General features: G+C 71.9%; 17 protein-coding genes and 2 rRNA genes. 10 read left to right on the top strand and 9 right to left on the bottom strand.

Going from position 1 to position 19,251, the window contains the following annotated elements:
• Positions 1 to 230 (top strand): 23S ribosomal RNA (locus A6A06_RS38090); the annotation flags it as partial.
• Positions 231 to 352: 122 nt separating this feature from the next.
• Positions 353 to 469: ribosomal RNA gene (gene rrf, locus A6A06_RS38085) — 5S ribosomal RNA — on the top strand.
• A 402-nt stretch (positions 470 to 871) separates the two neighbouring features.
• Here rrf and A6A06_RS42405 read toward each other — a convergent pair.
• The gene (locus A6A06_RS42405) at positions 872 to 1,873 is read right to left on the bottom strand and encodes a hypothetical protein (protein ID WP_199931417.1); all 1,002 of its coding nucleotides are present in this window, start codon (positions 1,871 to 1,873) and stop codon (positions 872 to 874) included.
• 57 nt (positions 1,874 to 1,930) lie between these two features.
• On the opposite strand from A6A06_RS42405, the gene A6A06_RS38075 reads away from it, so the two are divergent.
• Positions 1,931 to 2,782: a tetratricopeptide repeat protein gene (locus A6A06_RS38075; RefSeq protein WP_199931416.1), complete on the top strand. Its 852-nt coding sequence runs from the start codon at positions 1,931 to 1,933 to the stop codon at positions 2,780 to 2,782.
• Between the two features lie 95 nt (positions 2,783 to 2,877).
• Here the strand turns inward: A6A06_RS38075 and A6A06_RS38070 are convergent, their stop codons facing one another.
• The 5 genes from A6A06_RS38070 to A6A06_RS38050 form a co-directional block, all read right to left on the bottom strand.
• Complete coding sequence (locus tag A6A06_RS38070; RefSeq protein ID WP_073768265.1) at positions 2,878 to 4,701, bottom strand: IucA/IucC family protein; 1,824 nt, start codon at positions 4,699 to 4,701, stop codon at positions 2,878 to 2,880.
• Complete coding sequence (locus A6A06_RS38065; RefSeq protein WP_073768263.1) at positions 4,695 to 5,267, bottom strand: GNAT family N-acetyltransferase; 573 nt, start codon at positions 5,265 to 5,267, stop codon at positions 4,695 to 4,697. Before A6A06_RS38065 ends, A6A06_RS38070 begins: the two co-directional genes overlap by 7 nt.
• Positions 5,264 to 6,586: a lysine N(6)-hydroxylase/L-ornithine N(5)-oxygenase family protein gene (locus tag A6A06_RS38060; RefSeq protein ID WP_073768261.1), complete on the bottom strand. Its 1,323-nt coding sequence runs from the start codon at positions 6,584 to 6,586 to the stop codon at positions 5,264 to 5,266. The genes A6A06_RS38065 and A6A06_RS38060 overlap by 4 nt, the downstream gene beginning before the upstream one ends.
• Before the next feature lie 85 nt (positions 6,587 to 6,671).
• On the bottom strand, positions 6,672 to 8,273 hold the full coding sequence (locus tag A6A06_RS38055; protein ID WP_073768259.1) for a pyridoxal phosphate-dependent decarboxylase family protein: 1,602 nt from the start codon (positions 8,271 to 8,273) through the stop codon (positions 6,672 to 6,674).
• A gap of 270 nt (positions 8,274 to 8,543) precedes the next feature.
• Positions 8,544 to 9,806, bottom strand: coding sequence for a DUF1015 family protein (locus tag A6A06_RS38050; protein ID WP_073768257.1), 1,263 nt, complete (start codon positions 9,804 to 9,806; stop codon positions 8,544 to 8,546).
• Between the two features lie 144 nt (positions 9,807 to 9,950).
• Between A6A06_RS38050 and A6A06_RS38045 the strand changes: the two genes are divergently transcribed.
• Positions 9,951 to 10,979 carry an HAD-IIA family hydrolase gene (locus tag A6A06_RS38045; protein ID WP_073768255.1) on the top strand — a complete coding sequence of 343 codons (1,029 nt, stop codon included), beginning with the start codon at positions 9,951 to 9,953 and terminating at the stop codon, positions 10,977 to 10,979.
• Positions 10,980 to 11,096: 117 nt separating this feature from the next.
• Here A6A06_RS38045 and A6A06_RS38040 read toward each other — a convergent pair whose 3' ends face one another.
• Positions 11,097 to 11,987: a siderophore-interacting protein gene (locus A6A06_RS38040; RefSeq protein ID WP_073768253.1), complete on the bottom strand. Its 891-nt coding sequence runs from the start codon at positions 11,985 to 11,987 to the stop codon at positions 11,097 to 11,099.
• Positions 11,988 to 12,081: 94 nt separating this feature from the next.
• A complete protein-coding gene (locus tag A6A06_RS38035; RefSeq protein ID WP_073768251.1) occupies positions 12,082 to 13,107 on the bottom strand; it encodes an ABC transporter substrate-binding protein in 1,026 nt (341 codons plus the stop codon).
• A 186-nt stretch (positions 13,108 to 13,293) separates the two neighbouring features.
• Between A6A06_RS38035 and A6A06_RS38030 the strand changes: the two genes are divergently transcribed.
• The 3 genes from A6A06_RS38030 to A6A06_RS38020 all read left to right on the top strand — a co-directional run bounded on the left by A6A06_RS38030 (position 13,294) and on the right by A6A06_RS38020 (position 16,456).
• A complete protein-coding gene (locus A6A06_RS38030; RefSeq protein ID WP_199931398.1) occupies positions 13,294 to 14,337 on the top strand; it encodes a FecCD family ABC transporter permease in 1,044 nt (347 codons plus the stop codon).
• The gene (locus A6A06_RS38025; protein WP_073768249.1) at positions 14,334 to 15,479 is read left to right on the top strand and encodes a FecCD family ABC transporter permease; all 1,146 of its coding nucleotides are present in this window, start codon (positions 14,334 to 14,336) and stop codon (positions 15,477 to 15,479) included. Before A6A06_RS38030 ends, A6A06_RS38025 begins: the two co-directional genes overlap by 4 nt.
• 149 nt (positions 15,480 to 15,628) lie before the next feature.
• Positions 15,629 to 16,456 (top strand): ABC transporter ATP-binding protein, encoded by an 828-nt coding sequence (locus A6A06_RS38020; protein WP_199931397.1) that lies wholly within the window; start codon positions 15,629 to 15,631, stop codon positions 16,454 to 16,456.
• A gap of 141 nt (positions 16,457 to 16,597) precedes the next feature.
• Here the strand turns inward: A6A06_RS38020 and A6A06_RS38015 are convergent, their stop codons facing one another.
• Complete coding sequence (locus A6A06_RS38015) at positions 16,598 to 16,945, bottom strand: sterol-binding protein (protein ID WP_073768244.1); 348 nt, start codon at positions 16,943 to 16,945, stop codon at positions 16,598 to 16,600.
• Positions 16,946 to 17,021: 76 nt separating this feature from the next.
• Between A6A06_RS38015 and A6A06_RS38010 the strand changes: the two genes are divergently transcribed.
• Genes A6A06_RS38010 through A6A06_RS38000 form a run of 3 tightly spaced genes read left to right on the top strand, consistent with a single transcriptional unit; the run spans position 17,022 to position 19,181 of the window.
• Complete coding sequence (locus A6A06_RS38010; protein WP_073768242.1) at positions 17,022 to 17,372, top strand: hypothetical protein; 351 nt, start codon at positions 17,022 to 17,024, stop codon at positions 17,370 to 17,372.
• 7 nt (positions 17,373 to 17,379) lie between these two features.
• On the top strand, positions 17,380 to 18,195 hold the full coding sequence (locus tag A6A06_RS38005; protein WP_073768241.1) for a TlyA family RNA methyltransferase: 816 nt from the start codon (positions 17,380 to 17,382) through the stop codon (positions 18,193 to 18,195).
• Positions 18,192 to 19,181 carry an NAD kinase gene (locus tag A6A06_RS38000; protein ID WP_073768239.1) on the top strand — a complete coding sequence of 330 codons (990 nt, stop codon included), beginning with the start codon at positions 18,192 to 18,194 and terminating at the stop codon, positions 19,179 to 19,181. The genes A6A06_RS38005 and A6A06_RS38000 overlap by 4 nt, the downstream gene beginning before the upstream one ends.
• Positions 19,182 to 19,251: the final 70 nt, after the last annotated feature.

Below are 19,251 nucleotides of genomic sequence, written 5' to 3'. Positions count from 1 at the left end.
CGGACGAACCTCTGGTGTGCCAGTTGTCCTGCCAAGGGCATGGCTGGTTGGCTACGTTCGGAAAGGATAACCGCTGAAAGCATCTAAGCGGGAAGCCTGCTTCGAGATGAGGACTCCCACCCCCTTTGAGGGGTTAAGGCTCCCAGTAGACGACTGGGTTGATAGGCCAGATATGGAAGCCCGGTAACGGGTGGAGTTGACTGGTACTAATAGGCCGAGGGCTTGTCCTCAGTTGCTCGCGTCCACTGTGTGGTTCCCGGGTTGCGAACAGTCGCAACGTCGGTTGAACCAAGTTCCACTGTTTGATTTCATCAATTGAAAAGTGTGCTTGTTCGCTAGAACCCGATAGGGTTTCGGTGGTCATTGCGTTAGGGAAACGCCCGGTTACATTTCGAACCCGGAAGCTAAGCCTTTCAGCGCCGATGGTACTGCAGGGGGGACCCTGTGGGAGAGTAGGACGCCGCCGAACAATCTTTGGAGGACCCTTGGTCCCAGCGTTCACGCTGGGGCTGAGGGTCCTTTTTTGTTTGTCGAAGCGCGCCGAAGTGGTCGGTGCGCGAGAATGTTTGCAGTACCGAAGACAGGAGTCACGCCGATGTCCCCCAACTCTTCCGACGATCGCTCGGAGCGCCGGCCGCAGCGGCGCGAGGACGGTGACCGCGGCGGTTTCCGGCGTGACGACCGCGCCCCGCGTCGGGACGACCGGGGCGGCCGGCCCACTGGCGGCGGCTTCGGCGGCGGACGCCGCGACGACCGTGGCGGTGGTTTCCGTCGCGATGACCGTGGCCCGCGCCGTGATGACGACCGTGGTGGCCGTCCCTCCGGTGGTGGCTACGGCGGCGGCCCGCGCCGTGACGACCGTCCCGGCTATTCACGTGACGACCGTGGGCCCCGCGGCCCCCGCCGTGACGACGACCGCGGCCCCCGCCGCGACGACCGTCCGCGCGGTCCGCGCCGTGACGATGACCGTGGCGGTCGCCCCTCCGGTGGCGGCTTCGGCGGCGGCCGTGACGACCGTGGCGGTGGCTTCCGCCGTGACGACCGTGGCCCGCGCCGCGACGACGACCGCGGCGGCAGCTTCCGCAGGGACGACCGTGGTCCGCGTCGGGACGATGACCGTGGCGGTCGCCCCTCCGGTGGTGGCTACGGCGGCGGCCCGCGCCGGGACGACCGTGGCGGCGGCTTCCGCCGCGACGACGACCGTGGCGGTTTCCGCCGTGACGATCGCGGTCCCCGTCGTGACGATGACCGTGGCGGTCGCCCCTCCGGTGGTGGCTACGGCGGCGGCCCGCGCCGGGACGACCGTGGCGGCGGCTTCCGCCGTGACGATGACCGTGGCGGCTTCCGCAGGGACGACCGTGGTCCCCGTCGGGACGACGACCGCGGTGGCAGCTTCCGCCGTGACGACCGTGGCCCGCGCCGTGATGATGACCGTGGCGGTCGTCCCTCCGGTGGCGGCTACGGCGGCGGCCGTGACGACCGTGGTGGCAGCTTCCGTCGCGATGACCGTGGCCCGCGCCGTGATGACGACCGCGGTGGTTTCCGCCGTGACGATCGCGGTCCGCGCCGTGACGATGACCGCGGTGGTTTCCGCCGTGACGATCGTGGTCCCCGTCGGGACGATGACCGTGGCGGTCGCCCCTCCGGTGGCGGCTACGGCGGCGGCCGTGACGACCGTGGCGGTGGCTTCCGCCGTGACGACCGTGGCCCGCGCCGCGACGACGACCGCGGCGGCTTCCGCCGTGATGACCGCCGTGACGATCGCGGTGGCGACCGTGGCGGCTTCCGCAGGGACGACGACCGGGGCGGGCGGCGTCCGTACGGCGCCGGGCGTGGCCGTGACGACCGCGGTGACCGCGGTGGGTTCCGGCACGACGACCGCCGTGACGACCGCCGTGACGACCGGCGCGACCGGGAGCCGATCAAGCGGCTGCCGATCCCGGACGACGTCACGGGCGAGGAGATCGACAAGGACGTACGGCAGGAGCTGCTGAGCCTGCCGAAGACCCTCGCCGACGACGTCGCCAGGAACCTGGTCATGGTGGCCAAGCTGCTCGACGAGGACCCGGAGCAGGCGTACGGGTTCTCCCGTGTGGCGCTGCGGCTCGCGTCGCGTGTCCCCGCCGTTCGCGAGGCAGCCGGCTTCGCCGCGTACGCCGTCGGGAAGTACGGCGAGGCGCTGGCGGAGTTCCGTGCGGCACGGCGGATGACCGGCAGCGTGGAGCTGTGGCCCGTGATGGCCGACTGCGAGCGCGGCCTGAGCCGGCCCGAGAAGGCCCTGGCGATGGCCGGTGAGCCCGAGGTGCAGAAGCTGGACCGGGCGGGCCAGGTCGAGATGCGGCTGGTCGCGGCCGGTGCCCGGCGTGACATGGGCCAGGCCGACGCGGCCGTCGTGACGCTGCAGAGCCCCGAGCTGGCGTCGAACTCCGTACAGCCGTGGACCGCCCGCCTGCGCTACGCGTACGCCGACGCGCTCCTGGAGGTCGGCCGCGAGGACGAGGCACGCGAGTGGTTCGCCAAGGCGCTGGAAGCCGACCAGGGCGGCACCACGAACGCCTCGGACCGGCTGGCCGAGCTGGACGGCGTGGAGTTCACCGACGCACTGGAGGACGAGGACGAGACCGAGTCCGCGGGCGAGGCCGGTGACGTGACCGAGACCGCCGCCCCCGCGCAGCGGGACGGCTCCGAAGCCTCCGAAGCCCCCGACGCCCCCGAAGCGGCGGCCACCGAAGGCGCCGCCCCCGCGGACGCGCCCCGTGAGGAGCGTCCCGAGCAGGGCTGAGGCCATGGCGGCCCGGCCGCATGACGGTGAATGAGTGAATGAGTGAAGGGCGGGACCCAGCCGGGTCCCGCCCTTCACTCATGTGTACGCGCGTCTCACTCCCCGGCGGCCGGGGCGAAACGGGCGATCGGGTTCTCCAGCGTGCCGATCAGCTGGAGGGCGCCCGCCGGGTCCTGGAGGTCCACCATCTGCTCGTTGTTGCGCAGCTGGAGGCGGTTGAGGCAGGACAGCGCGAACTCGTCCGCGAACATGTCGTACTGCCGGAACTTGTCGGCGAGCTGCGGATTGGCCTCCAGGTAGGCGGTGACGCAGTCGGCGACGGTGCGCCAGAAGGTGTCCTCGTCCAGCACGTCGTTCGTGACGAGGATGCCGCTGAGGAAGCGGAAGAAGCAGTCGAAGACGTCCGTGAAGAGGGAGAGGAGCTTCTTGTCCTCGGGGACGTCGGCGCGGATCCGCTCGACGGCCGGCGGCAGCACCGCGTCCGGGTCCATCACCGCGATCTCCTCGGCGATGTCCTTGAAGATCGCGCGCTGTACGGTGCCGTCCTCGATGACCAGGATGACGTTCTCGCCGTGCGGCATGAAGACCAGGTCGTAGGCGTAGAACGCGTGCAGGACGGGCGTGAGGTAGGCGTCCGCGTACCGGCGCAGCCAGTCCGCGGGCTCCAGCCCGGACTCCTCGATCAGGGCGGCTGCCAGTGAGCCGCCCTCCGGGTCGGTGTGCAGCAGGGAGGCCATGGTGGCCACCCGCTGGCCGGGTTCGAGGGTGGGCACCGGGCTCTCGCGCCACAGGGCGGCGAGCATCTTCAGGTACGGGGAGCCCTTGGCGGTGGCGGCCTCGTACTGGCGGTGGTGGTAGCCGACGGCGGCGCGCTCGCGGATGATCGAGAAGCGGGCGGCCCGGAAGGTCTCGTCGCTCGCGATCAGGTTCGCCAGCCAGTCGTTGATGGCCGGGGTGGCCTCCATGTAGGCGGCGGACAGGCCGCGCATGAAGCCCATGTTGAGGACCGACAGGGCCGTCTTGACATAGTGCTTGGACGGGTCGCTGGTGTTGAAGAACGTGCGGATGGACTGCTGCGCCAGGTACGCGTCGTCGCCGGGGCCGAGGCAGATCAGGTGCTGCTGGGCGACCTCGGCGGCGAAGGTGACGGAGAGCTTGTTCCACCACTGCCACGGGTGGGCGGGGATGAGGTGGTAGTCGGCCAGGTCCAGGCCGAGGTCGCCCAGGGTGGCGGCGAACCGGTCCAGGGTGGCGGCGCCCAGCTCGTCGCGGACCAGCCGGTCGTAGTCCAGGTCCTCGCCCGCGGTGAAGGTGGAGCGGTCGCGGCGCGCGGCGAGCCAGACGAGGTGGACGGGGCCGGCGGCCTCGGGGGCGTACGCGTGGTACTCGTGCACGCCGAAGCCGAGGCGGCCGTTGTTCGCGACGAAGCAGGGGTGGCCCTCGGACATGCCCGTCTCGATGGCCTGGAAGTCGCCCTTCGCCAGTTCGGCGGCGGACGCGGGCCCGGCGGCCAGCTTGTACGCCGTGCCGGAGAGGGTGGAGCTGATCTCCTCCAGGTAGACCGGGAGGATGTCGTCGCTGAGGGCGAGGGTGCGGCGCAGCTCGATGAAGAAGTCGAGGGCGTCCAGGGGGGCCTCGGCGCCGTCGCGGCGGCGGGTGATGTCGTCGGCGTCGATGTGCCAGTGGTCCAGGCCCATCCGGCGGGCGGTGAAGCGGTACTCGACGCGGTCGTCGTCGCTGCGGACGACGTAGTGGCCGTCCTGCGGCAGCCGCTGCGGTGTCAGCAGGCGCTCGTGGGCGAACTCGGCGAGGGCCTTGCGGACGAGGAGGCGGTTGGCGCGCGCCCACAGCTCGGGGGTGAGGTGGCGGACGGCGTCGCGCGTCGCGGCCTCGGTGGTGTCCGCGGTGGGGTTCAGCATGGGTTTTCTCCTCGGGCGGCCAGGAACTGGTCGCGGGTGCAGGTGCTCAGGTACGCCTCGCCCTTGGGCAGGGTGACCGTGCGTTCGATCTCGAAGCCGACGGCCTTGTTGAGGGCGTGTACCGCGGTGTTGCCGGTGGCCGGTTCGACGACGACGCGCCGGTTGCCGGGCTCGGCGAACAGCGCGTCCATGACGGTGGTGATCACGGCGAGGGTGAAGCCGTGCACCGGCGCGTCGGTCGGCGCGGTCAGGAAGTGCATGCCGACGTCGCCGGGCGCGGCCTCGTGGACCTCGGTCACCTCCCGGTGCGCCGGGTCGTAGCGCTCCATCAGGAAGGCGGGGACGCCGTTGTGCAGGCCGATGAAGGCGTCGTGGTACGGGTCGGCGCCGATGCGCGCGAACTCCTTCTCGACGGCCGCCAGGTCGGCGTCCTGCATCATCCAGTACACGGCTTTGGGGTGGGTGACCCAGCCGTGCAGCAGCTCCGCGTCGCCGGCCGGGTCGACCGGGCGCAGGGCGAACTCGCCGAGCGAGGCGTGGGTGCGGGTGAAGACGGGCGCGGTCATACGGGCGAGACCTCCACGGGGTGGTGCGGGCCGGCCGGGGCGGCGAACTCCTGGAAGGCGATGGACTTCTCGACCGGGTAGTACTCGCGGCCGAGCAGCTCGCGGATGATGCAGGAGTTGCGGTACGCGGCCATGCCCAGGTCGGGGGTGACGAAGCCGTGGGTGTGCAGCTCGGCGTTCTGCACGAAGATGTCGTGGCCCGCGGTGTCGACGCTGTAGTTGCGGGCCACCGCGTAGCGGCCGGCGTCGTCCCAGGCGATGCGGTCGGTGACGGGGGCGAGGAACTCCGGGGTCCGGTACCGGTATCCGGTGGCCAGCACCAGGCCCTGGGTGGCGAGGGTGAAGTCCTGGCCCTGTTCCTCCTGGCGCAGGCCCAGGGTGTACGTGCCGGAGGTCGCGTCGTAACCGGCTTCGCTGAGCGCGGTGTTGGTCAGCAGCCGGGTCGGGCAGGGGCCGTGCAGGTTCTTCTGGTAGAGCAGGTCGAAGATCTCGTTGATCAGCTCGGAGTCGATGCCCTTGTAGAGGTTCTTGTGCTGGGCGTTGAGCCGGTCGCGGGTGGCCGGCGGCAGGGCGTGGAAGTAGTCCACGTACTCCGGAGAGGTCATCTCCAGCGTGAGCTTGGTGTATTCGAGGGGGAAGAAGCGCGCGGAGCGGGTGGCCCAGGTCAGGTGGTAGCCGTGGCTGTCGATGTCCTGGAGGAGGTCGAGGTAGATCTCCGCCGCGCTCTGGCCGCTGCCGACGACGGTGATGGATTCCTTGGCCTGGAGGGCGGCCTTGTTCTCCAGGTAGTCGGCGTTGTGCGCGAAGTCGCCGCCGAGGCCCTGGCAGGCTTCGGGGATGTGCGGCGGGGTGCCGGTGCCGAGGACGAGTTTGCGGGCGCGGTAGGTCTTCTTCCCGCCGGTGGGCAGGTGGTCGGCGTGGACGACGTAGACCTGTTCGGTCTCGTCGTACTCGACGGTGGTGACCTGGTGGCCGAAGCGGACGCTGTCCAGCTTGGCGGCGGCCCAGCGGCAGTAGTCGTTGTACTCGGCGCGCAGCGGGTAGAAGCTCTCGCGGATGTAGAAGGAGTACATCCGTCCCGATTCCTTCAGGTAGTTCAGGAAGGAGAAGGGCGAGGTCGGGTCGGCGAGGGTGACCAGGTCGGCCATGAACGGCACCTGGAGGGTGCTGGTCTCCAGCATCATGCCCGGGTGCCAGTCGAAGGACGGCTTGTTGTCCAGGAACAGTCCGTCGAGCTCGTCGATGGGCTCGGTCAGGCAGGCGAGGCCGAGGTTGAAGGGCCCGAGGCCGATGGCGATGAAATCGTGAGGGGCGGACACGTGGGGTCTCCGTTTGCGGGGTGTCGGTCGGCCGCGGGGTGTCGGCTCGTGGGGGACGAGGCGGCGGGGCCGGTCGGCGGTACGGTCAGCTCGCGGCGCTGAGGGCCGGTTCGGGGCGCGCGGCGAGGTACGCGCCGGCGTGCTCGGCGATCAGGTCGAGGACCGTGGCGATGTCGGCCAGCGTGGTCTCGGGGTTGAGCAGGGTGAACTTGAGGAAGTGCCGGCCGTCGACGACGGTGCCCGCGACGATGGCGTCTCCGGAGGCGAACAGCGCTTCCCTGGCGTGCAGGTTGACCTCGTCGCTCAGCACCGGGTCCCGGTCGTCGGTGTACGGCAGGTAGCGGAAGACCAGGGTGCTCAGCTGGGGCTCGACCACGACCTCGAAGCGCGGGTCGTCGTTGAGGATCTTCCAGGCGTCGGCGGCGCGGTCGACGACCTCGTCGAAGAGTTCGCCGATGCCGTCGGCGCCCATGGTGCGCAGGGTCAGCCACAGTTTCAGCGCGTCGAAACGTCGGGTGGTCTGGATCGATTTGTCGACCTGGTTGGGGATACGCCGCTCCGCCATCCGCGCCGGGTTGAGGTAGTCGGCGTGGTACGTGACGTGCCGCAGGGTGGCGTGGTCGCGTACCAGGACGGCGCTGGAGCTGACCGGCTGGAAGAAGGACTTGTGGTAGTCCACGGTCACCGAGTCGGCGCGTTCGATGCCGTCCAGGAGGGCGCGGCGGCGGGAGACCAGCAGGCCGCAGCCGTACGCGGCGTCCACGTGCATCCAGGCGCCGTACCGGGCGCACAGGTCGGCGACGTCGGGCAGCGGGTCGATGCTGCCGAAGTCGGTGGTGCCCGCGGTGGCCACGACCGCCATCGGGATCAGGCCCTCGGCCTCGCAGCGTGCCAGCTCGGCGGCGAGCGCGTCGGCCCGCATCCGCTTGTCCGGGCCGCACGGCACCGCGATCACGGCTTCCGCGCCGAGACCGAGCAGGGTGGCGGCCTTCTCGATGCTGAAGTGGCCGACCTGGGAGGCGAAGATGCGCAGCCGGGGCAGGATGTCGGTACGGCGTACCGCAGTTGCCACGCCTTGGGGTTCTTCGCCCGGAATGCTCTCGTCCGGGTTGTTCTCGCGGGCGAGGGCCGTACGGCACGCCTCGTCGCGGGCCAGCAGCATGGCCTGGAGGTTGGACTGCGTACCGCCGCTGGTGAAGATGCCGTCGGCGCGCTCGCCGAGGCCGATGCGCCGGGCGGTCCAGTCGATCAGACGGCGCTCGATGAGGGTGCCGCCTGCGCTCTGGTCCCAGGTGTCCAGCGAGGAGTTGACCGCGGACAGCACCGCCTCGCCCACCAGGGCGGGGATGACGACCGGGCAGTTGAGGTGCGCGAGGTAGCGCGGGTGGTGGAAGTAGACGGCGTCGCGGAGGTAGACCTCTTCGAGCTCGTCGAGGGCGGCGGCGGGGTCGTGCAGTGGTTGTTCGAGGTCGATGCCGGCCACCGTGGGGGAGAGGCCGTCGACCGTGACGCCGGTGAAGGGGCGTTCGGTTCCGGATATTTTGTCGGCTATGCGGTCGACGCCTTCGGCGACGGAGCGGCGGTAGTGCTCGGTGGTGCTGTCGTTGAACAGCTGTGACCGGCTGTCCGGCGCCCCGGTGCGTGCGGCGGGCGACGGGTCCTCGGCGGAGTGCGCGAGGAGACTCATGAACGTGTCCTCCCTGATGCGGACTTGCTCACGTGGGGGGATGCGCATGGAACGCCTGTGCCTGGGCAGAAGGCCGTCGGCGCAGGGGGGAACGGCTCCATCCGCTACGTGATGAGGTAAGCCTAACCTAACTTGTGTGGCGGGAGGGAAAGGGGTGCCGAGGCACCGGCGCGGGTCACCCGCGCCGGGCCGTCATCGGACATCAAGGAGGCTGCACGGCCTGGAATCAGGCTCCGGTACGCCCCGTGCCGGGCGTGCGCACCGCCCGCATCAGACCTCGTCGTCCAGGACGCGCAGCACCAGACCGGTGGCCGGTTTGGGGCCGAAGGACGTCGACTTGCGCGGCATGGTCACCCCGGCCAGTGCGAGTTGGCGCACGGTTTGCTCAAGGACCGGGCGCATCAGCACGGCCGTACCGCCGTGTTTCGCCGCCTGCTCGACGGCGTCCCCGGCACTGTGCAGATAGCTGATCTCGGACGGGTGGTCGCGGATCCGCCACACCTCGTCCAGCAGGAACGAGTGCAGGACGGTGGCGTCCAGCTCGCGCCAGACCGTGGGGCGGTCCCGGCGGATCGTCTCGTCGAGCAGCTGCGGGTCGGGGCGGTCCAGCAGGCAGAACCGCTCCGGTCCCGACGCCAGCAGGAAGGCGCTGCCGGTCGTCTCGTCCAGCGCCGCCAGCGCCGTGTCGAGCGGGCCGTCCACCGGCCGGACGCGGAAGGCGTCGCCCAGCCGGGACAGCGCGTCGTCCAGCGGCAGATGCGGCAGTACGCGGTGGATGGCCCGTACCTGGAGCGGGTGGCGGGCCGAGTCCACGAGCAGCACCAGGCCGGTCGCCCAGGGATTCGCCGCGCCGTCGCCGGGGTGTTCCTCGCGCAGCCGCTGGTAGGTGGCCCAGCGGTGGTGCCCGTCGGCGATCAGGGCGTGCCGCAGCGCCAGGTCCTCGTCGACGGCGGTCAGGTCGGCGGGGTCGGTGACGGCCCACAGCCGGTGGGCGAAGCCGTCCTCGGTGGTGGTGGCGAGCAGCGGTGTGGTCAGGACGGCCCGTTCGATGACGCCGGTGGCGCCGTTGCCGGCGCCCTGGCCGACGTAGGAGAGGAGCAGCGGTTCGAAGTTGGCGTGGGCCGCGTGCATCAGGGCGGCGCGGTCCTCGACGACCTCGGGGATCACGTCCTCGTGCGGCAGGACGGGGCCGTCGAGTTCGAGCGCGCCGATCAGGCCGCGTTGCAGCAGCCCGTCCTTGCTCTGTTCGTACACGTAGAGGGCGGGCCGGTCGTCCGGGGTCAGGACGCCTTCCGCGCGCCAGCGGTGCAGGGTGTCGGCGGCCTGGCGGTGCCGGGTCGCGGGGTCGGGGGCTTGCGGGAGAATGAGCCGGACGATGTTGTACGGGTCGGCTGTTTCGAGGTGGCGCACTCCGTCCGGCCGTACGACGACGTCATACGGCGGCGAGGTGACGGCCGTGAGGCTGCTGACGCGGTCCGGGGCATAGCGCAGCCCGCGGAAGGGGTGGAGGCGGAGGCCGTCGGTGCTGGTCATTGGGGAATGCTATGCCGCCTGCCGGACTGCGGGATGATCAGGGGGGAAACCGTTGTCCTGCTGGATATACCGGTATGTGAGGTTCCGCTTTTCGGCGGCCCGCAGACCGGCCTCTGTACCTCTGCGCATAAGGAGCGAAACGGCATGAGCGAGCGGGTGCGCAAGCAGCCCGGACGGTGCGAACGGGCACTGAGTGAGGCGTATGACACGGCGCTGCTGGACCTGGACGGAGTCGTCTACGCCGGCGGCTCGGTGATCGAGCACGCCGTCGCGTCGCTCACCACGGCCCGGGACGGCGGTATGCACCTGGCGTACGTGACCAACAACGCCTCCCGGACGCCGGACGCGGTCGCGGACCAGCTCACCGGATTCGGGCTGCCCACCGCGCCGACCGACGTCATCACCTCGGCGCAGGCGGTCGCCCGGCTGATCGCCGGGCAGGTGCCCGAGGGCGCGCCGGTGCTGGCGATCGGCGGCGAGGGACTGCGGGTGGCGCTGCGCGAGCGCGGGCTGGTCCCGGTGGACTCCGTGACGGACGACCCGGCCGCCGTGGTGCAGGGATTCGATCCGAAACTGGACTGGGAACGGCTGGCGGAAGCCGCGTACGCCGTACAGCGCGGCGTGCCCTGGTTCGCCTCGAACACGGACCTGACCATCCCCAAGGAGCGCGGGATCGCGCCGGGCAACGGCGCCCTGGTGGAGGTCGTACGGACCGCCACCGGCGGCGCGCCCCAGGTGGCGGGCAAGCCGGAGACGCCCATGCACCGTGAAACGGTGCTGCGTACGGGCGCGCAGCGGCCGCTGGTGATCGGCGACCGGCTCGACACGGACATCGAGGGCGCCTACAACGGCGGCGTCGACTCGCTGCTGGTGCTCACCGGCGTGACCACCGCCGCCGAACTGCTGGCCGCTCCGCCGCGGCACCGCCCCACGTACGTGGACGCGGACCTGCGCGGTGTGCTCGGCCCGCAGCCGGAGGTGTCCGGGGAGACGGACGGCGGATTCCGGTGCGGCGGCTGGACGGCGTCCGTACGCGACGGCGCGCTGGCGCTGGACGGTGAGGGCGCGCCGCTGGACGGCCTGCGGGCGCTGTGCGCGGCGGCCTGGACGGCGGCGGGCGACGGCAGTTGCGACGCCGACGCGGGCAAGGCGCTGGCGCGGCTCGGTCTGTGAGGCGCGCGCCGTGACGGACGGCGTACGAAGAGGGGAGGGGCCCCGCTCGGTGATGAGCGGGGCCCCTCCCTCAGGTGCGTGTACGGACCGTCGTACACGCACGGTACGGGGGCCGGTTCAGTCCTCGTCGGCGGGCGCCGCCGTGCCCGCCACGAACTCCGCGAGCAGGTCCTCCTCGCTGGCGCCGCGCCGCCAGTAACCGGTGAACTTCACGGCCCGGCGGTCGAACTCCCGCTCCCGCACGAGGTGCCGGCGGAGCATCTTCACGTTGCCCGCCTCGCCCGCGATCCAGGCGTACGGCGTGCCCGCGGGCAGTTCGGCGGTACGGACCGCCTCCAGCAGCGCGTCCTGCCCGGCCGCCGGCTGCTCGTCGGCCACCAGCCAGGTGATGTCGGCGTCGGCGAAGGTGGGCAGGTCCTGGCGGTCGGCCGCGTGGGCGACGGACAGGAAGACCTTGGCCTGGGTGCCGGGGGAGAGCCAGGCCAGGATGCCGGCCACGGCGGGCAGCGCCGTCTCGTCGCCGGTCAGCAGGATCCAGTCGGTGCCGGGCGGCGGGCGGAAGTCGACGCCGCCGTTGTCCTCGACGGCCGGGCCGAGGACCGAGACGCGGTCGCCGGGCACGGCGGACGCCGCCCAGCGCGAGGCCGGGCCGCCGACCGCGGCACCCGGGGCGTCCGCGCCGTGCAGCGCGAAGTCCACGTCGATCTCGGCCGGCTCGTGGCGCTGCTCGCGGATCGTGTACGAGCGCATCAGCGGCCGCTCGGCCGGGTCCTGGGCGCGCCAGGCGGGGTACCAGTTCTCGCTCTGGTCGGCGAAGTCCGGCTCGGCCTGGTGGGCCTGCGGGAGGAACAGTTTGAAGCGCTGGTCACGGCCGCCGGAGGCCAGTTCGCCGAGCCGTTCGCCGCCGAAGGTGATCCGGACCATGGAGGGTCCGAGCCGCCGGGTGCGCACGACGTGCACGTCGAAGAAGCGGTACGGGGTGGTGGCGGGTGCGGCGGTCGTGGTCATGCGGAGGAACCTCCCGGAAGCGTGACTCGGTGACTGCGGTGGGGTGCGGCGCGGTGCCGTTGCCGGCCGGTGCGGCGGCCGGAGCCGGTCGGCGTCAGGCGACCTTCTTGGCGTTCTGGATGACCTTGGCCAGCTCTTCCATCAGCGGCGCGGCGCCCGCGTAGGAGAAGCGCGGCTCGCTGGACCAGCCCGTGACCTGACCGGCCTTGACGGCGGGCAGCTTGTTCCAGGCGGGCTTGGCGGCCAGGTCCTTGGGCTGGAGGGTGGAGGTGCGGTTGTCGAGCAGGAGGACGTCGGCCGGGTACTTGTCGGCGTTCTCCCAGCTCAGGTTCTCGAAGTAGCCGCCCTTGTCCAGGTTGTCGGGGACGATGATGTCCACGCCCAGCGACTTGAAGTACATGATGTCGGCGCTGATGCCGGGGTTGGAGGCGTAGAAGAGGTCGGCACTGCCGGAGCAGGCGAGCACCCGGACCGGGTTGGACTTGGCGGCCTTGCGCAGTTCGGCGGCGGCCTTCTCGAAGCGGGCCTTGGCGTCGGTGACCTTCTTGGCCTTCAGGTCCGCGCCGAGGGACTGCGCCAGTTCGGCGTACCGCTCGATGATCTTCACCAGCGGGGTCCGGGACGCGGCGATGGCCACCGTCTCGGCCAGCTTGGTGATCTTGTCCTTGCTCTCGTCCGGCACGAACCACAGGGCGTTCGGCTCGAACATGTTGGTGATCAGCAGGTCGGGGTTGAGGCCCGCGTACTTCTCGACCGCGAACTGGTTGTACGTGTTGCCGATGACGGTGAGCCGGTCCACGTCGATGTCGCCGGCCTGCGGGTCGGGCTTGCCGTCCTTGAGCGTGGTCGGGCCGAAGACGCCGACGACCTGCTTGTCGATGCCGAAGTCGTACAGCGCGGCCGCGGTGCCGGTGAAGGCGACGATGCGCTGCGGCGTGTGGTCGAGGGAGACCTTCTTCTTGCGGTCGTCCGTGAAGGACCAGGCGCCGCCCTTGACGTTCCCCTGCGAGCCCGAGTCCTTGCCGCCCCCGCAGGCGGCCAGCAGCGCGCCGATACCGACGGCGCCACCGGCGGCGAGGACGCCGCGTCGGGACAGGGATACGCTGCGGGGGGTGCTCATGGCTGATGCGCTTCTCTCTGGGCTGGGCCCCGGCTCGGCCGGGCGGGCCTTGACGGGACTTCGGCCGGTCGTTCACGGTCTTCGGTATGTTTCCGGTCGGACTTCAGCACGTACGGCAAAGGGCCGGTAAAAGGCCCTGCGGAACGACTTGATGTCTGATCGTGAGGGTAGGCTAACCTAACTCCCGTGTTGGTTGACAGTCCCCCCGAAGCAGCAAACGCCCCCGCGGCACCGCGACGGCGGCAGATCACTCGCTCGGCGGGGCTCGTCGCCGCCGTCGGAGCGCTGCTGGTCGTCATCGTCCTGGGTATCGCCGTCGGCGCGAAACAGGTACCCCTCGACCAGGTGTGGCACGCCCTCTTCCACTACACGGGTGACGACACCGACGTGATCGTGCGGGACGTACGCCTGCCGCGCACCCTCCTCGGCCTGCTGGCCGGCGCGGCCCTGGGCCTGGCCGGCACGGTGATGCAGGCACTGACCCGCAACCCCCTCGCCGACCCGGGCGTGCTCGGCATCAACGCGGGCGCCTCGGCGGCCGTCGTCTCCGCCATCAGCTTCCTGGGGATCACCTCGCTGACCGGATACGTGTGGTTCGCCTTCCTCGGCGCCGCCGTCGTCTCCGTCGCCGTGTACGTGCTCGGCGGCACCCGCAGCGCCACCCCCGTACGGCTCGCCCTCGCCGGAACCGCCCTGTCCGCCGTGCTGATCGGCTACATCAACGCCGTCAACCTCCTGGACACCGCGGCGCTGGACCGGATGCGCTTCTGGACGGTCGGCTCACTGGCCTCCGCCACCATGACCACCGTGCAGGAGGTCGCGCCGTTCCTCGTGGCCGGCGCCGTCCTGGCGCTCGCCGTCGGACGCCCCCTGAACGCCATCGCGCTCGGCGACGACCAGGCGCGGGCCCTGGGCGCCCGGCTGACCCGCACCCGGGCGCTGGCGATGGTCGCCGTCACCCTGCTGTGCGGCGGCGCGACCGCCGCCTGCGGGCCGATCGTCTACGTCGGCCTGATGGTCCCGCACGTCGTCCGCGCCGTCACCGGCCCCGACCTGCGGTGGATCCTGCCGTACTCCGCGATCCTCTCGCCGGTCCTGCTGCTCGGCGCCGACGTCCTGGGGCGCGTCGTGGCGCGGCCCGGCGAGATCCAGGTCGGCATCGTGACGGCCGTCATCGGCGGCCCGGTCTTCATCTATCTCGTACGGCGTCGGAGGATGGCCCAGCTGTGAATTCCACCGTCAAGACCGACACCGCCGGAACCGGCAGCGCCGGGGCCGACAGCGGCGGGACCGACACCGCCGGGACCGGTCGGGCCGCCGTGGCCGCGAAGACCGGCCGGGCCGTACGGGCGGTCCGCACCGCCGGCGGGCTGTCAGTGCGCCTGGACGTACGGACCCTCGTGGTCTCCGTGCTGCTGGCGGCCGTGGCCCTGTTCGCGAGCGTGCTGCTGATCGGCACCGGCGACTTCCCGATGACCCCGGCGGACGTCCTCGCCACCCTCACCGGCTCCGGCACCACCGCCCAGGAATTCATCGTCAACGACCTGCGGCTGCCGCGGGTCCTGGTCGCCCTGCTGGTCGGCGCCGCCTTCGGCATCGCCGGCGCGGTCTTCCAGGCCGTCGCCCGCAACCCGCTGGGCAGCCCCGACGTGCTGGGCTTCTCCCAGGGGTCGACGGTCGGCGCGCTGCTCGTCGTCGTCTTCTTCCAGGGCGGCACCTTCGCGATTGCCGCGGGCTCGGTCGTCGGCGGCATCGTCACCGGGCTGGTGATCTTCCTGCTGGCCTGGAAGGGCGGCATCCACGGCTACCGCTTCGTGCTCGTCGGCATCGGCGCCGCCGCGATGCTCTACGCCATCGTCCTGTACCTGATGACCAAGGCGGACATCGTCGAGGCGACGCAGGCCGTCACCTGGATGACCGGCACCCTCAGCGGCCGGGACTGGGACCAGGTCTGGCCGCTGGCCATCGTCTGCGCCGTCCTGATCCCGCTGTCCCTGCTCTACGGGCGGCCGCTGCGCATGCTGGAGATGGGCGACGACGCCGCGTACGCGCTGGGCGTCCGCGTCACCCGGGTGCGCGTCGTCCTGCTGGCGGCGGCCGTGCTGCTGGTCGCCTCGGCGACCGCGGCGGCCGGACCGATCGCCTTCCTCGCGCTGACCGCGCCGCAGCTGGCCCGTCGGCTGACCCGCTCGCCCGGCCCCAACCTGCTGCCCGCCGCCCTCATGGGCGCCGCCCTCCTGGTCACCGCCGACTGGGCCTCGCAGCAGATCTTCGGCGCCGACCAGCTCCCGGTGGGCGTGCTGACCGGCCTGCTCGGCGGCGGCTACCTGCTGTGGCTGCTGGCCTCCGAGCGCAAGGCCGGGCGCATATGAGCACGCCGGGCGGGCCGGATATGAGCACACAGAACGCTCTGCGGGGGTCCGCACCGGCCTCCGGGGGGTCCGCACCGGCCCCCGCCCCCGCGACACCGACCGAGCCGCCCCAGGCCCCCACGACGCAGACCGCTACAAGGAGCAACGCAGTGAGCCGTCTCTTGGCCGAGAACGTGACCCTCGCCTACGACCAGCGGGTCATCGCCCAGGACCTCTCGGTGGCCGTACCGGACCAGTCCTTCACGGTCATCGTCGGACCGAACGCCTGCGGCAAGTCCACGCTGCTGCGCGCCCTGTCGCGGATGCTCAAGCCGGCCGCCGGCTCCGTACTGCTGGACGGCTCGGCCATCTCGTCGCTGCCCGCCAAGAAGGTCGCCCGCACCCTCGGCCTGCTGCCGCAGTCCTCCATCGCGCCCGACGGGATCACCGTCGCGGACCTGGTGGCCCGCGGCCGCTACCCGCATCAGGGACTGCTGCGCCAGTGGTCGGGCGAGGACGAGCGGATCGTACGGGAGTCGATGGAGGCGACCGGCGTCGGCGAACTGGCCGAACGTTACGTCGACGAACTCTCCGGCGGACAGCGGCAGCGCGTGTGGATCGCGATGGCGCTCGCCCAGCAGACACCGCTGCTCCTCCTGGACGAGCCGACCACCTACCTCGACATCCAGCACCAGATAGAGGTGCTGGACCTGTGCGCCGAACTGCACGAGGAGCAGGGCCGCACCCTCGTCGCCGTCCTGCACGACCTCAACCACGCCGCGCGCTACGCCACCCACCTGATCGCCATGCGCGCCGGTGAGATCGTCGCCGAGGGGCCGCCGGAGCAGGTCGTCACGGCCGACCTCGTCGAGCAGGTCTTCGGCCTGAAGTGCCAGGTCATCGACGATCCGGAGACCGGCACTCCGCTGGTCGTCCCGGCGGCGCGCAAGGCCCGTACGGCTGCGGGTGTGGGCGCGGGGGCGGGCGCGGGGGCCTGAGGACGGTTGGGAGCTGGTTCGGCCCGCCGGGCGCGTATCCGGCTGTCCGGTGCGTATCCGGCCGTCCGGCGCGATGGGCCGGGCGGGCCCAGGCTGCCGTTCGGTGGCCGCCCGGTAGCTGTCCGGTGCGGCGGGCCGCGGTCAGAGGAGTGCGCGCAGGCGCAGCATGTCGCGCAGGCCGGCTTCCAGCTTGATCCGGCCGCTGCCCCACGCCTTGGCGAAGTGCAGCTCGCCGTCGACCATGGCCACCAGGTCGTCGCCGCGCATCGTCAGGCGGATCTGGGCCCGTTCGGGAGGCGGACCGGGGACGCTGGTGACGTCCTCCAGGCTGCCGTTCGCCAGCCGCCCGACGAAGGTCACGTCCAGGTCGGTGATCCGGCAGCTGAGCGAACGGTCCAGCGCGGCCGCGCCTCGGACGTCGCCGTTCGCGGTGGAGAGGTTCTGTGCGAGCCGGCCGAGGGCGGCACGGCACTCTTCGAGGGTTGCCATCGAGATCGACGATACGCCGGTGCGGGGCGGGCGGGCGGTGGCCCGGTCCGCGGGCTGTTCGAGGTAGCGTCAAGGCATGGAAGAGCCGAGAGAGCCGGTGACCGGCGCGGTGCCGGACGGCACGGGCCCGGCCGCCACGGACGCGGACGGCCCGGAGCCGGAGCAGCCGGCGCCGGACGGCCCCACCGGGCCGCAGCCGCTCGGCGTCGACGTCACGCCCACCGGGGACGCCGCCGTGGACGCCCAGCTGCGGCGCCTGGCCGACGCCGACCACCTCGCCGCGAGCGGGCACCTGGAGGTGTACGAGGATGTGCACCGGGGGCTGCGCGACGCGCTGGCCGAGCTCGACCGGCGCCCCGGGCTCGCCGGCCCGTCCGGCGCGCCCCCGTCCCCGCAGCCGTCCGCAACGTACGACAACAGGAGCTGAACCTCAGGTGGCAGGAGTGGCACGACGCCGACTCGACGCGGAGCTGGTGCGCCGCAAGCTGGCCCGCTCACGCGAGCACGCGGGCCAGCTGATCACCGCGGGGCGGGTGACCGTCGGCGGGACGACGGCGACCAAGTCCGCCACCCAGGTGGAGACCAGCGCGGCCCTGGTCGTGCGCGAGGACGACAACGACCCGGACTACGTCTCGCGCGGCGGCCACAAGCTGGCCGGGGCCCTCGCCGCGTTCGAACCCCTCGGCCTGAAGGTGGCGGGCCGCCGCGCGCTCGACGCGGGCGCGTCCACCGGCGGCTTCACGGACGTCCTGCTGCGGGCCGGCGCGGGACACGTCGTCGCCGCCGACGTCGGGTACGGACAGCTCGCCTGGTCGCTGCAGAGCGACGACCGGGTCACGGTCAAGGACCGCACCAACGTGCGCGAGATGACGCTGGAGCAGGTCGACGGCGAGCCCGTCGACCTCGTCGTGGGCGACCTGTCGTTCATCCCGCTGGGCCTGGTGCTGCCCGCCCTCGTCCGCTGCGCGGCCCCCGACGCCGACCTGGTGCTGATGGTCAAGCCGCAGTTCGAGGTGGGCAAGGAGCGCCTCGGCAGCGGCGGAGTGGTGCGCAGCACCGAACTGCGGGCCGAGGCGGTACGCGGCGTCGCAGAGCGGGCCGCCGCGCTGGGACTGGGCGTGGCCGGCGTGACCGCCAGCCCGCTGCCCGGACCCTCCGGCAATGTCGAGTACTTTCTGTGGCTGCGCGCCGGGGCGGATGCACTGGACCCGGCGGACGTCGACCGAGCAGTGGCGGAGGGGCCCCGTTGACCAGTTCTGCAGCTTCCGGAGCGGCTGAAGCAGCCGTCTCGCGCACCACCTGTACCGCACCGTCGTCGGACGGCCCTGCGCCGTCCGCGGAGAACGGCGAACGCACTGTCTTCCTGCTCGCCCACACCGGCCGCCCCGCGGCCGTCCGCAGCGCCGAACTCGTCGTCCAGGGACTCCTGCGCAGCGGCATCGGCGTACGCGTCCTGGCCGAAGAGGCCGCCGACCTGCCGCTTCCGGCGTCCGTGGTACGCGTCGAGTCCGAGCAGTGCGCGGCCGAGGGCTGCGAACTGCTGGTGGTCCTCGGCGGGGACGGGACGCTGCTGCGCGGCGCGGACTTCGCCCGGACGTCCGGGGTGCCGATGCTCGGCGTCAACCTCGGCCGGGTCGGCTTCCTGGCGGAGGCCGAACGGGACGACCTGGACAAGGTCGTCGACCGGGTCGTGACCCGCGCCTACGAGGTCGAGGAGCGGATGACCATCGATGTCCTCGTACGCAACAACGGCAGCATCGCGCACACCGACTGGGCCCTGAACGAGGCGTCGGTCGAGAAGGCGGCCCGGGAGCGGATGCTGGAGGTCGTCACGGAGGTCGACGGGCGGCCCGTCTCCCGCTTCGGCGGCGACGGCGTCGTGTGCGCCACGCCGACCGGCTCCACCGCCTATGCCTTCTCGGCGGGCGGCCCGGTGGTCTGGCCCGAGGTCGAGGCCCTGCTGATGGTGCCGATCAGCGCACACGCGCTGTTCGCCAAGCCGCTGGTCACCTCGCCGGATTCGGTGCTGGCGGTGGAGGTGCAGCCCAAGACGCCGCACGGCGTGCTGTGGTGCGACGGCCGGCGCAGCGTCGAACTGCCCGCGGGCGCCCGGGTGGAGGTCCGCCGCGGCGCGACCCCGGTACGGCTCGCCCGGCTCCACCACGCGTCCTTCACCGACCGCCTGGTGGCCAAGTTCGCCCTCCCGGTGGCGGGGTGGCGCGGCGCGCCGCAGTAACGGAAGCCGGGCGGGGGCCGGGTGACGACCGTGCTCCCGCCTGCGGGCTCTCCGCGGGTCCGGAGCGGGG

It is taken from the genome of Streptomyces sp. CB02923, assembly GCF_001905005.1.
GTDB lineage: Bacteria > Actinomycetota > Actinomycetes > Streptomycetales > Streptomycetaceae > Streptomyces.
The sequence above is the reverse complement of the archived record's forward strand: the minus strand, read 5'-3'. Positions and strand labels throughout refer to the sequence as shown.